Raw genomic sequence first — 12,888 nt, forward strand, 5'->3', positions numbered from 1 at the left:
CTTGGGACCGCCCTTTTCTATTCCTGAAACCCGAGGTTACAGGTTCCGTTCGACCTCTTCACGCTCGAAAATCTCGATCACGTCGTTCGGGCGGATATCATCATAGTTCTCGAACGCCATACCGCATTCCTGACCGGATTGCACCTCGGCAACCTCGTCCTTGAAGCGCTTGAGCGTTTTCAGCGTGCCTTCGTGGATAACCACGTTGTCGCGCAGCAGACGGACGCCCGCAGAACGACGCGCGACACCTTCGGTGACGAGACAGCCCGCAACCTTACCAACATTCGAGACCTTGAAGACCTCTTTGATGTTGGCATAGCCGATGAACTTTTCGCGAATTTCCGCAGACAACAGACCAGAGGCCGCAGCTTTCACATCATCCACAAGGTCATAAATGACCGAGTAGTAGCGGATTTCGACACCCTTCTGGTTGGCGGTGTTCCGTGCAGAGGCATTCGCACGGACGTTAAAGCCAAAGACAGGCGCGCCGGATGCTTCGGCCAAGCCGATATCGGTTTCTGTGATCGCACCAACACCAGAGTGCAGGACGCGCACGCGTACCTCATCGTTGCCGATTTTCTCCATCGCTTGCACGATCGCTTCGGCCGAACCCTGCACGTCTGCTTTTACCACAATCGGCAATTCGCTGACGTTTTCATCGGCTTTGGCATTCGCCATCAGCTGTTCAAGCGTTGTCGCAGCACCGGCAGCGGCGCGTTTCTCTTTCGCAGCCTTTTCACGGTACTCGGCGATTTCACGTGCCTGCGCATCGGTTTCAACCACGTTCAACACGTCGCCTGCTTCTGGCGTACCATTCAGGCCGAGCACCTCAACCGGTACGGCAGGACCTGCTTCTTTCACGCGCTCGCCTTTGTCGTTGATCAGCGCACGGACCTTGCCGTACTGCTCGCCCACAACAAAGATATCGCCTTGGCGCAATGTCCCGTTCTGCACCAGAACGGTGGCAACGGGTCCGCGGCCCACATCAAGCTGCGCCTCGATCACGGCACCTTCGGCAGCGCGATCAGGGTTGGCTTTCAGTTCAAGGATTTCAGCCTGCAGCGCAATCGCTTCAAGCAGGTCATCAAGACCTGTGCCCGTGATGGCCGACACTTCAACGTCCTGCACATCGCCGGACATTTTCTCGACAATCACTTCGTGCTGCAACAGATCGGTGCGCACTTTGTCAGGGTTCGCCTCGGGTTTGTCGATTTTGTTGATCGCCACGATCATCGGCACTTTCGCCGCCTTGGCGTGATTAATCGCCTCTACCGTTTGTGGCATCACCGCATCATCCGCCGCAACAACAAGCACAACGATATCCGTCACCTGTGCACCGCGCGAACGCATCGAGGTAAAGGCAGCGTGACCCGGCGTGTCCAGGAATGTCAAAAGCGCACCACTGTCTGTTTTGACCTGATAGGCACCGATGTGCTGCGTGATACCGCCTGCTTCGCCTGCAACAACTTTCGCATTGCGGATCGCATCCAAAAGCGAGGTTTTGCCGTGGTCAACGTGGCCCATGATCGTAATGATCGGCGGACGCGGTTTGAGGTCCTCAGGCTTGTCCTCGACAGTCTGAATGACATCTTCAACGTCCGCGTCGGACACGCGCACAACTGTGTGGCCGAATTCTTCGATGATCAATTCGGCAGTATCGGCATCAATTGTCTGGTTCTGCGTCGCCATGATACCGTTGGTCATCAGCGCTTTCACAACGTCAGCAACACGCTCGGTCATCCGGTTGGCCAGTTCTGACACAGTGATCGCCTCGGGCAGCGCCACTTCGCGGAAGACCTTTTCACGCTCAACTGATCCACCCATCGCTTTTGCGCGGGCACGATCCTGCTTGCGCTTCATCGCAGCCATCGAGCGTTGACGCCCACCTTCACGGCCTGCCATCGCGTCGTTCAGCGTCAGCTTGCCAGAGCGGCGGTTGTCCTCACCGCCACGGTTTGGTTTCGGCTTGGTCTCTTTTTCGCGCGCATCGTTTCCACGATCCGCTTTGCGTGGCGCGGCAGAGGGGCGGGAAATCTCGGTTTCGCCGGGAACAGCGGCGGCAGCAGGCGGCGCATCTGCGATCGCCTTGGCTTTCGCAGCAGCAGCGGCCTTGCGCTCTTCTTCCTCTGCTTTTGCTCTCGCGCGCTCTTCGCGTTCGCGATCCTCGGCCTCTTTGGCTTCCATCTCGGCGCGGCGCGCTTCACGCTCGGCGGCGCGTTCTTTTTCTTCCGCTTCGCGTGCTGCAGCCTCTTCGGCCTCGCGGGCTTTCGCCATCTTCAGCGCATTCATCCGGCGCTCAAGTTCAACATCGGAAATGCCTGCGGGGCGCTTTTTAGGATCACCCCCAACAGGGCCACCGGTTGTGGTAGGCTTGGCTGCACCGGGCTTCGGCACCACAACGCGTTTGCGTTTGGTTTCCACCACGACGTTTTTGGTCCGCCCATGGCTAAAACTTTGCTTCACGTTGCTGGGACGTGAACCACCAAGGCCGAGTGTCTTTTTACCGTCGTTATCGCTCATTTAGCTTCTTTATCCTTCCCGGAGGCCGTATCGCCCCCGTTCCCTTCGCGTAATCCGCGTAGCTTTGTGGCTTCCTCTACAACACGATCGCTGAGTCTGCCAGTCGCAAGCGCGCCATGTATCACACTTTGCCGCCCAAATGCCAAACCCAATTCCTGAGAGGTCAGGCAGCCAAAGTATCGGGCGCCCTCGGGCGTCCATAGTTTCGTTTTGCCCCGTTCGGACCCGTCAGAGGCCTGAACCAGAACACGGACCCGCTCACCACCGGCGAGCCAACCCTTTACCTTTTCAAATCCGCAAACCGCACGGCCCGCTTTGCGGGTCAGTGCGATCAGATCAACGGTGCGGCGGGCAAGTTGGCGTTCAACTTCGTCCACCAGTCCGTCGGGCACAGTGACCGCCTGCTTGGCAGAGCGTGAAAACTGACCTTTCTTCGCCTCTTCAAGCGTTGTCCGGTCAGCCGTCACATACATGCCACGGCCCGGCAGTTTGCCCAGAACATCAGGCACAACCTGATTATCAGGGCCCACAACAAAGCGGATCAAGCCAGCCTTTGGCTGCACCTCGCCCGTGACGATGCACTTACGTTCAACATCATCGCGTTCTTTGTTATGGCCACCACGCGCCATCTGCGATCCCCTCAGAGGCCTGCGATCAGGCCTCCTCCTCCGCGATCAGATCTTCTTCGCTGTCCGACGCAAGATCATCAGGGTCAACCCAACCCAGCATGACGCGGGCGGTCATCACCATGTCTTGTGCTTCTTCCAGCGATACGTCGAACGGCTCCAAGACGCCTTCGTCTTTTACGCGTTCGCCGTTGACCGTCGTCCAGCCACCGGCCAGTTCCCAGTCAGCACAGGTTGCAAAGTCTTCGAGTGTTTTCACACCGTCTTTGCCCAGCGCCTCAAGCATGGCAGGTGTCAGCCCTTCGAAATTGACAAGGCTGTCTTCGACACCCAATGCACGGGCCGCTTCCATGGCTTTTTTGGCTTCCGCTTCCAGATAGTCGCGGGCACGCGCCTGCAATTCGGCAGCAGTATCGTCATCGACGCCTTCGATCACCAGCAGTTCGTCAAGCTCGACATAGGCGACCTCTTCAAGGTTCGTGAACCCTTCAGATACCAAGAGTTGGGCAAAGAACTCGTCCAGATCAAGGGTATCCATGAACAATTTCGTGCGCAGCTCGAATTCGGCCTGACGACGCTTGCTCTCTTCTTCCTCGGTCATGATGTCGATATCCAGACCGGTCAGTTGCGACGCAAGGCGCACGTTCTGGCCGCGGCGGCCAATGGCCAGCGACAACTGCTCTTCAGGAACAACAACTTCGATTTTGCCGGCCTCTTCGTCCAGAACAACCTTGGACACCTCGGCAGGCTGCAACGCATTCACGAGGAAGGTCGGCATATCCTCATTCCATGGAATGATGTCGATCTTTTCGCCCTGCAATTCGTTCACAACGGCCTGCACGCGGGACCCGCGCATACCAACGCAGGCACCGACAGGGTCAATGGAACCGTCATAAGAGATAACGGCGATCTTCGCGCGCGAACCGGGGTCGCGGGCAACAGCTTTGATCTCGATGATGCCCTCATAGATTTCTGGCACTTCCATCTTGAACAGTTCCGCCATGAATTCAGGCGCTGTGCGGCTGAGGAAGATCTGCGGGCCACGCTGTTCGCGGCGCACTTCCTTGATATAGCAGCGGATACGGTCATTGGGGCGGTATGCCTCGCGGCCGATCTTTTCGTTGCGGCGCAGCACGGCTTCGCCAGAACCTACATCAACGATCACGTTGCCGTACTCTTCACGCTTGACCAGCGCGTTGATGATCGTACCGGCGCGATCCTTGAACTCTTCGTATTGCTTGTCACGCTCGGCTTCGCGGACTTTCTGCAAGATCACCTGCTTGGCGGACTGTGCAGCAATGCGGCCCAACTCCACCGGTGGCACTTCTTCAATGAACTGCTGGCCCACTTCAGGGTTGTCCATATATTCCTTGGCCTGTTCAACGGTGAACTCGGCCTGATAGTTCTCTAGCTCATCATCCTCGACCACAGTCCGCACGCGGGTGAAGGTCGCCTTGCCGGTTTTGCGGTCGATGGACACGCGAATGTCCATCTCTGCGCCGTAACGCGACTTGGCGGCACGGGCGAGCGATTCTTCCATCGCTTCAACAACAAGCCCGGGCTCGATGTTTTTTTCGCGGGCCACGGCCTCTGCTGTTTGCAAAAGCTCCAACTGGTTGGCGGATGTGTAAGCCATCTTAAGTGTTCTCCTCGCCATCAATGATGGTTTCGATTTCATCAAATTGGGTCTCGTCGATCTGACCCGCGTCTTTGCGACCGCGCAAAACATCGCGGATCAACTCATCTGTCAGGACCAGTTTGGCGTCTGACAGCCATTCGAATTTCAGACCAATCGTGCCCTCGGCAATCGTGATCAGAATTTCATCACCTTCGGTGCCCGCCAACTGCCCTTTGAAACGGCGGCGGCCATCAATCAGCTCATCGGTTTCAACCTTGGCTTCAAAGCCTTCCCATTGGTCGAAATCCTTCATCCGTGTCAGCGGACGGTCGATACCGGGGCTGGACACTTCAAGCGTATAAACATCCAGAATCGGGTCTTCGACATCCAACACAGCGCTGACAGCGGTGGAAATCTGGGCACATTCATCAACTTCGATCTGGCCATCGGGACGCTGGACCATGATCTGCAAGATGCTTTCCTTGCCGGTCATCAGACGCACGCGCACGACCTCGAACCCCATGTCTTCAACGACAGGGGTGATGATTTCAGCGATGCGGCGGTCAATGGCCGCTTTGGCGATCAGATCGTTCATCATTTCTTCCGACTTATCATTCGGCACAAAAAAACGGGCGCGCGGCCCGTGGAAAATTTCCGGTGGAGGCTTGGGGGTGGAGGCCAAGTCGCCGCTGTTAGTGATCATATACGGAAGGAACGGCTAAACTGCAAGGCCTGTCATCGCGTGCCAGAAATTCAGGCGCAAAACGCCCCGCCTTTCGGCAGGGCGTTTCCATTCTCAAGAAAGCAAAGCTTACGCCAGCGACCAACGCTCGGCCATGCGGGCGTTGTCCATCTGCCAGAGGTTACCCACTGTTTCAGGTGTCGCGATGCGGTTGTTCAGCGCCTGCACATAGTTGGCAAACATTGGCAGGATGACGCCGCCATCGTCACGCAGGATCTGCTGCATCTCGTAGTACTGCTCACGGCGCTTGTCGCTGTCGAGCTCGGCACGGGCGGACAACAGCAGTTCCTGGAAGCGGGGTTCATCCCACTGGCTGTCGTTCCAAGGCGCACCGGCCTCATAGGCGGTCGAGAACATCCAGTCCTCTGTCGCGCGGCCCGACCAGTAGCTGGCACACCATGGCTTCTTCAGCCAGACATTGGACCAGTAACCATCAGCCGGCTCCTGGATCACATTGATGTTGATTCCGCCTGCAGCAGCAGAGTTCTTGTAAAGAAGGGCCGCATCAACCGCACCTTCGAACGCCGCACTCGATGCCGAGAGATCAAGGTCGATGCTGTCGAGGCCAGCTTCTTTCAGGTAGAACTTGGCCTTGTCAGGATCGTAGGCCAACTGCTCCATATCCGCGTTGTAGTACTGGTTGGCAGGACCGATCGGTGAGTCGTTGCCGACCTGACCGTGACCCAGCAGGATCTTATCGACCATTTCCTGACGGTTGATGCCGTACTTCAGCGCGCGGCGCACGTTCACGTCATCAAACGGCGCGACCTTTGTCAGCATCGGGAAGATGTAGTGCTGGTTACCGGTCAGTTCCTGAATACGCAGTGCAGGGTTGGCGCGCAGCAGAGCTTCGGTTTTGAAGTCGATCCGGTTGATCGCATCCACCTGACCTGTCAGCAGGGCGTTTGTCCGCGCTGTGTTGTCGTTGATTGCGATATATTCGATCTCGTCAAAGAAACCGGCGCTGTCGCCTTTGTAGTGATCCGCATAACGCGTGGCGACCATGCGCACACCGGGATCAAAGGACTGCACCTGATAAAGGCCCGTACCGATACCCTGCGCAATTGCCTCTTCAATCTGGCCTGCAGGATACATCAGCAGGTGATAGTCGGACAAAAGATAAGGCAGGTCGGCGTTGCCGGCGGCCAGCGTCAGCTGAACCTGGTAATCAGTAACCTTGGTCATGTCGACGATGGCCGAAACAATCGGCTCAGCCGCAGATTTCGCGCCTTCTGCAACGTGCATTTGCAGCGATTCGATCACGTCGTCCGCGCCAAAAGACTTGCCGTTGTGGAAAGTCACGCCCCGACGCAGGTTGAATGTCCAGACCTTGGCATCTGCCGAGGCTTCCCAGCTTTCAGCCAACTCGCCCTTCAACAGACCATCAGCGCCGACTTCTGTGAGGCTGTCAAAAACAGCGCCCTGCGCCGAAGCGATCATGAAGAGGTCAGAGTGGGTACGTCCGTCCCAACTGTCAGATGTGTTTGCACCTGAAAGACCAGCGGTCAGTTTACCACCACGAGTTTGCGCACGCAGTGGCATACCCGACAGGCCCAACACACCCGCTGCTACACCCGTCTTTAACAGGCCACGTCTACTAATTCCTTGCATATTTGCATTCTCCCTAGTTGTCTTATTCGGCAATTCTTGCCGGTTTATTCCATCACCCTCGTGAATGATTCGAATTACATCTTATCAACAGCTGCATCGCCAATGTTATCAACTCCGCGTTCAGCAAGCAGATTAGTGAGCCAATCCGGGTCCATTTCAGGAACCGAGGACAGCAATAGATCGGTATAGGCGTGGTGTGGCGGCTTGAACATTTCCTTCTTTGGCCCCTGTTCTACCACACGGCCGTCCTTCATGACGACCACTTCATCGGAAATCGCCCGCACTGTCGCGAGATCATGTGTAATAAACATGTAAGTCAGCGAAAGTTCATCCTGCAACCGTGCCAATAGTCGCAGAATGCCTTCCGCAACCAGCTGATCAAGCGCAGATGTCACCTCATCGCAGATGATGAATTTGGGTTCTGCCGCAAGCGCACGGGCGATCCCGATCCGCTGCTTTTGCCCGCCAGAGAGTTCGGACGGAAGGCGATGGTAATACTGTGAGGGCTCAAGCTCGATCTGCTCAAGAAGCCCATCTACCTTTTTGCGTTTCTCTTTGCCCTTCAAGCCGAGATAGAACTCGACCGGGCGCGCAATGATTTGACCAACCGACATGCGCGGGTTCAGTGCCGTATCCGCCATCTGGTAAATCATCTGGACCTGCTGCAACTGATCCTTGCTCCGCTTGCGATAGTCCGCAGGCAGGACTTCGCCGTGCAGCAAGACCTGCCCTGCTTTGGGCGGCAAAAGGCCTGTGATGCAGCGCGCGGTCGTCGATTTTCCTGACCCGCTTTCACCAACAACCGCTACGGTGCGGCCTTCGTGAAGATCAAAGCTGACGTCATGCAGCACCGGAACGGTGCCATAGGACGCATCAACATTCTGGACGCTCACCACAGGGACAGAGCCTGTTTGAATTGCAGGTTTCTGCGGCCGCTCAAAGCTGCGCACCGCCCAGAGCGATTTTGTGTAGTCCTGCGTCGGCGCAGAAAGCATGGTACGTGTGTCGGCGGTTTCGACCTCATTGCCTTTCAGAAGCACTTTGATCCGGTCAGCCATCTGCGCCACAACAGCAAGGTCATGGGTGATATAGATCGCGGCCGTATTGAACTGTTCCACAATATCACGGATCGAGGCCAGCACTTCGATTTGCGTGGTCACATCCAGCGCCGTTGTCGGTTCGTCAAAAATGATCAGATCAGGGCGGCAGGACATTGCCATCGCCGTCATGCAGCGCTGCAACTGACCGCCGGATACCTGATGCGGATAACGGAAGCCAATCTGTTCAGGGTTCGGCAGGCGCAGTTTGCGATAAAGATCAATGCCGTCCGCTTCACTTTCAGCGCGGCTCATCACGCCGTGCTGCACAGGTCCCTCGACATGCTGGTCCATCAGTTTATGGGCCGGATTAAAACTCGCCGCGGCTGACTGGGCGACATAGGCAATGCGTTTGCCCAGCAATTCACGCTTGACCGAAGCCGAGGCTTTCAAAAGGTCGATCCCGTCGAACTCAACCGACCCTTTGCTGATGCGCACACCATCGCGGGTATAGCCCATCGCGGCCAGTCCCAAGGTCGATTTACCCGCCCCGGATTCACCGATCAGCCCGAGCACCTCGCCGCGCGCCAGCGTTAAATCAACACCGTTGATGATGGGGTTCCAGATCTCGTCGCTCCGGCCCTCAAGCCAGACATCGCGCATTTTGACGAGTGGTTCTTCGCTCATTCTTTCAGCCCCGATGATTTCTGCAGCATCCAGTCCACGACGAAATTCACGGCAACCGTCAGCAGTGCAATCGCGCCGGCCGCCAACAAGGGGGCCGTTGCCGCCATCGGCGCGAATTGCGCAAAGTTCACGAAACCGGCAAGGTCGCGCACCATTGTTCCCCAGTCAGCCAGAGGTGGCTGGATGCCCACCCCAAGGAAGGACAACGATGCGATTGTCAGGAAGACAAAGCAAAAGCGCAGGCCGAATTCGGCAAGAAGCGGGGCCGTCGCATTTGGCAGGATTTCCTTGAAGACAAGATATCCTAGACCCTCACCGCGGAGTTTGGCAGCTTCGATATAGTCCATTACAACAATGTTCTGCCCGACCGCGCGCGCCAGACGGTAGACCCGCGTGCTGTCGATCACCGCAATGATGATGACCATAAAGAAGGTCAGCGGGATCCCCAGCTGTGGTGCCCACACTTGCGCGATTGTCATCAACAGAAGTGCGAAAATCAGCGACGGGATCGCCATCAGGACATCAACCGCCCGCGACAGAAGCTGATCCAGCCATCCGCCAAGTGTGGCGGCGAGAAAACCGAAGGTGCCCCCCAAGAGAAACGCCAGAACGGTCGTCGCAAAAGCAATGCCGACGGTGTTCTGCGCGCCATAGATCAACCGGCTGAGGATATCGCGGCCAATCTGGTCGGTCCCCAGCGGGAAATCAGGGTTGCCGCCCAGCGCAGGATCGCCACCGGGAATAACATTTGCCGCGACGCCCGCGATGATCTGTTCCTGACCGTAAGGTGCGATTGCCCCTGCAAAGATCGCAAGGATTGCATAGATCAGGATAATCAGAATACCGAATGCTGCGGTCAGAGGCATCGAACGGAACAGCTTTTTGGTTCCCGGCGTCCCAACCGTCCGCCCCAGAATGCGGAACAGCCACGCCGCGATCGCAAAGATGACAAAGCCCTCGATCGCGATGCGCAGGAAGAAGAACTTATTCGCGATGGCAGGGTCCGCACTGCGCCCTTGCATATAGGCCCATGCCAGCCAGACCAGAACAGCCACGCCCAGAACATAGCCGTAAGCGACGCCATAGGGCATATCCCGAAACCTTGGCGCGTTTCCTGTTGCAAACTGTCCTGCGAAACGGAAACCCCAAGCCAAGGCACCCATACCGACCAGCGCTATGACGGTCCATACGATCATTTCGGATGCCTCAGACGTGGGTTGGACAGGATCGACAGAATGTCGGCTGTCAGGTTCAGTAGAATAAAGGCCGTTGCAAAGATCAGGCAGCACGCCTGCACAACGGGAATGTCACGGTTTTTTACCGCATCCACAAAAAGCTGACCAATGCCGGGATACACAAAGACCACCTCGACCACGACAACGCCGGTAATGAGATACGCAAGGTTCAGCGCAATCACGTTGATAATGGGGGCCAGCGCGTTTGGCAGGGCATGCCTGACGATGACCCGCATCGGCGAAAGGCCCTTCAGGCGCGCCATTTCGATATAGGGCGAAGCCAACAGATTGATGATCGCGGCCCGCGTCATCCGCATCATATGGGCGGTCACAACAAGCGTCAGCGTCAAAGCAGGCAACATGGATTTTTCGACTCGCTCTCCGAAAGGCATGCCCTCGAAGATATTCGAAAGCGATGGAAAGATCGGGTTCAGAACGGCCAGAAACAGGATCAGCACATAGGCCAGAAAGAATTCAGGGCTTGAGATCGACGTCAGCGTAAAGATGTTGGTGGCGCGGTCAAAAACGGTGTTGCGGTAAAGCGCCGCCAGAATACCCAGGATGATCGAGAACGGTACCGCAATTGCCGCAGTGATCATTGCAAGGAACATCGTGTTACCGAAACGCGGTGCAATCTGGGCTGCTACTGTTGTTGCGCCTGAGTCCGTCCCCGTAAAGCTCGAAAAATTCGCCTGCGCAAAGCTGGTGCCCAGATCACCCTGAATAACGCCGCCCAGCCATTGAAAGTAGCGTGAGACAAGGGGCTCATCGAGCCCGAGATCGGTCCGGATCGCGGCGACTGCCTCAGGCGTCGCACCTTGGCCCAGAATGGATTCAGCAAAGTCCCCGGGAAGCAAATTGACCGCCACGAAGATAACGATCGACACAATGAGCAATGTGAGAAGGCCGAGCGCAAGACGTTGCAGAATAATCGTTAGGACGTTGCCCAAGTTTACTATTTCCCCGGTAGCTGGACCTAAAGCTTAACGGCATATTCCCGTCTGTAAAGACTAAAGCCCCAGCGCATGACGCTGAGCACCCATCATATCCATCGTGCGCACCAGCTCTGCGCTGATCCCGGGTTCCGATAAGGCATGTCCGGCACGCCCGATAAAAGTCAGGCGCGACTTGGGCCACATCTGCGATAGTTTATGCGCAGAAACCGGCGGACAAATCATGTCATAGCGCCCCTGAACGATGACGCCCGGTACGTTGGCAATCTTGGCCATCTGAACAGGATGCAAAATCTGCTGATCCTCGTTGAGAAAGCCACCATGATAAAAATAGTGGTTCTCAAGGCGTGAAAAGGCGCGGGCATAATCCGCAGGGCTTTCCCCTGTCACACCATCACTTTCGATCGAGGCGAGGGCGTTTTCCCATGACGCCCAGGCACGGGCGAAACGGACCTCAAGGTGATGATCGCCTGAAAACAGCCGGCGGTGATAAGCTGCGACAAAATCATCATGCTCGTCTGCGGGGATCAGAGATGCAAAACGTTCCCACAAATCAGGCCAAAATTTTCCGGCACCGCCACCATAGAACCAATCCAGCTCGGGTTTTGTCATCAGGAACACACCGCGCAAGGTCAGGGCGGCGGCGCGGTCAGGGTGGGCTTGCGCATAGATCAATGCCAGCGTCGCACCCCAGGATCCGCCAAAGACAATCCAACGGTCAATGCCCAATGTTTCACGGATCAACTCGATATCAGCGACCAGATGCCATGTTGTATTAGCTTCAACGCTCGCATGGGGGCGCGACCGGCCGCAGCCGCGCTGGTCGAACAGGATAATGCGGAAAACACTGGGATCAAAATAGCGGCGCATCGCAGGGCTGCATCCCCCGCCGGGCCCACCATGCAGAACGACGACAGGAACACCGTCAGGATTGCCGCATTGTTCCATATAAATGCGGTGGCCATCGCCAACATCCAGCATCCGCTGATCGAAAGGATCAATCGGCTGGTAAAGATGTGCCCCTGGGCGCTTTTGTCCTACGACTTTGTCCATAATCACCCTATATCGCGACTTGAAGTGAGTGACCACAATGCGGAGCGATGAAAATGTCGGCAACGAACACAGTAGACCCCGGTGAAATTGCCAAGTTTGAGGCGATGGCCGCGGAATGGTGGGATCTGAATGGCAAATTCAAGCCACTGCACATGATGAACCCTGTGCGGCTTGACTATATCACGCGTCAAATTGCCGCCGAATTCGGGCGCGACCTGAGCCAACCCGAACCTTTCAAAGGCCTGCGGATACTCGACATCGGCTGCGGTGGCGGGCTTTTATGCGAGCCCATGGCGCGCTTGGGCGCGACTGTTGTGGGGGCCGATGCTGCGGAGCGCAATATTCCCGTGGCGCAAATCCATGCCGAACAATCCGGCCTTGAGATCGACTATCGCCACACCACCGCCGAGGCGATGGCCGCAGCAGGCGAACAATTCGATGCGGTTCTGAACATGGAAGTGGTCGAACACGTGGCCGATCCACAAGGCTATCTGGATGCGTGTCAAAAATTGATGAAACCGGGCGGGATACACATTTGTTCAACCATCAACCGCAACCCGAAATCCTTTATGATGGCGATTGTCGGGGCCGAATACGTGATGCGCTGGCTGCCAAAGGGCACGCATGAATGGAACAAATTCATCACGCCGGATGAACTGTTCGGCTTTCTGGAAAAGGCCGGTATGACACCGGTGGACCGCAAAGGTTTCGTGTTCAATTTTGCCAAGTTCACATGGTCCATCTCGGACCGTGACCTGTCAGTCAACTATGTGACGGCCGCAACAAAGCCTGTTGCGTAGCTTTGC

At 56.5% G+C, this 12,888-nt stretch carries 10 protein-coding genes; 1 reads left to right on the forward strand and 9 read right to left on the reverse strand.

What is annotated here, in order from left to right; genetic code table 11:
* Positions 1–36 precede the first annotated feature (36 nt).
* The 9 genes from infB to pip all read right to left on the reverse strand — a co-directional run bounded on the left by infB (position 37) and on the right by pip (position 12,082).
* Complete coding sequence (gene infB, locus C7964_RS00215; RefSeq protein WP_110277720.1) at positions 37–2,520, reverse strand: translation initiation factor IF-2; 2,484 nt, start codon at positions 2,518–2,520, stop codon at positions 37–39.
* Entirely contained in the window at positions 2,517–3,149 is a 633-nt protein-coding gene (locus tag C7964_RS00220) for an RNA-binding protein (protein WP_076660408.1), read from the reverse strand. The genes infB and C7964_RS00220 overlap by 4 nt, the downstream gene beginning before the upstream one ends.
* 25 nt (positions 3,150–3,174) lie before the next feature.
* Positions 3,175–4,782, reverse strand: coding sequence for a transcription termination factor NusA (nusA, locus tag C7964_RS00225; protein ID WP_110277721.1), 1,608 nt, complete (start codon positions 4,780–4,782; stop codon positions 3,175–3,177).
* A gap of 1 nt (position 4,783) precedes the next feature.
* Entirely contained in the window at positions 4,784–5,359 is a 576-nt protein-coding gene (gene rimP, locus C7964_RS00230) for a ribosome maturation factor RimP (RefSeq protein ID WP_055685254.1), read from the reverse strand.
* A 216-nt stretch (positions 5,360–5,575) separates the two neighbouring features.
* Entirely contained in the window at positions 5,576–7,117 is a 1,542-nt protein-coding gene (locus C7964_RS00235; RefSeq protein WP_110277722.1) for an ABC transporter substrate-binding protein, read from the reverse strand.
* 74 nt (positions 7,118–7,191) lie between these two features.
* Positions 7,192–8,841, reverse strand: a complete 1,650-nt coding sequence (locus C7964_RS00240; RefSeq protein WP_110277723.1) for an ABC transporter ATP-binding protein — start codon at positions 8,839–8,841, stop codon at positions 7,192–7,194.
* The gene (locus tag C7964_RS00245) at positions 8,838–10,037 is read right to left on the reverse strand and encodes an ABC transporter permease (RefSeq protein ID WP_181417070.1); all 1,200 of its coding nucleotides are present in this window, start codon (positions 10,035–10,037) and stop codon (positions 8,838–8,840) included. The genes C7964_RS00240 and C7964_RS00245 overlap by 4 nt, the downstream gene beginning before the upstream one ends.
* Complete coding sequence (locus tag C7964_RS00250; protein ID WP_110277724.1) at positions 10,034–11,026, reverse strand: ABC transporter permease; 993 nt, start codon at positions 11,024–11,026, stop codon at positions 10,034–10,036. The genes C7964_RS00245 and C7964_RS00250 overlap by 4 nt, the downstream gene beginning before the upstream one ends.
* Before the next feature lie 60 nt (positions 11,027–11,086).
* Positions 11,087–12,082, reverse strand: a complete 996-nt coding sequence (gene pip / locus C7964_RS00255) for a prolyl aminopeptidase (RefSeq protein WP_110277725.1) — start codon at positions 12,080–12,082, stop codon at positions 11,087–11,089.
* A gap of 47 nt (positions 12,083–12,129) precedes the next feature.
* On the opposite strand from pip, the gene ubiG reads away from it, so the two are divergent.
* Complete coding sequence (gene ubiG, locus C7964_RS00260; protein ID WP_110277726.1) at positions 12,130–12,882, forward strand: bifunctional 2-polyprenyl-6-hydroxyphenol methylase/3-demethylubiquinol 3-O-methyltransferase UbiG; 753 nt, start codon at positions 12,130–12,132, stop codon at positions 12,880–12,882.
* Positions 12,883–12,888: the final 6 nt, after the last annotated feature.

The sequence above is a fragment of the Loktanella sp. PT4BL genome (genome assembly GCF_003201935.1).
Classification (GTDB): domain Bacteria; phylum Pseudomonadota; class Alphaproteobacteria; order Rhodobacterales; family Rhodobacteraceae; genus Yoonia.

Bases quoted from the DNA above. Each gene is read 5' to 3' on its own strand.
- C7964_RS00220 (WP_076660408.1), bottom strand. From the start codon at position 3,149: ATGGCGCGTGGTGGCCATAACAAAGAACGCGATGATGTTGAACGTAAG.
- C7964_RS00240 (WP_110277723.1), bottom strand. From the start codon at position 8,841: ATGAGCGAAGAACCACTCGTCAAAATGCGCGATGTCTGGCTTGAGGGC.
- pip (WP_110277725.1), bottom strand. From the start codon at position 12,082: ATGGACAAAGTCGTAGGACAAAAGCGCCCAGGGGCACATCTTTACCAG.
- C7964_RS00245 (WP_181417070.1), bottom strand. From the start codon at position 10,037: ATGATCGTATGGACCGTCATAGCGCTGGTCGGTATGGGTGCCTTGGCT.
- rimP (WP_055685254.1), bottom strand. From the start codon at position 5,359: ATGAACGATCTGATCGCCAAAGCGGCCATTGACCGCCGCATCGCTGAA.
- nusA (WP_110277721.1), bottom strand. From the start codon at position 4,782: ATGGCTTACACATCCGCCAACCAGTTGGAGCTTTTGCAAACAGCAGAG.
- C7964_RS00235 (WP_110277722.1), bottom strand. From the start codon at position 7,117: ATGCAAGGAATTAGTAGACGTGGCCTGTTAAAGACGGGTGTAGCAGCG.
- infB (WP_110277720.1), bottom strand. From the start codon at position 2,520: ATGAGCGATAACGACGGTAAAAAGACACTCGGCCTTGGTGGTTCACGT.
- ubiG (WP_110277726.1), top strand. From the start codon at position 12,130: ATGAAAATGTCGGCAACGAACACAGTAGACCCCGGTGAAATTGCCAAG.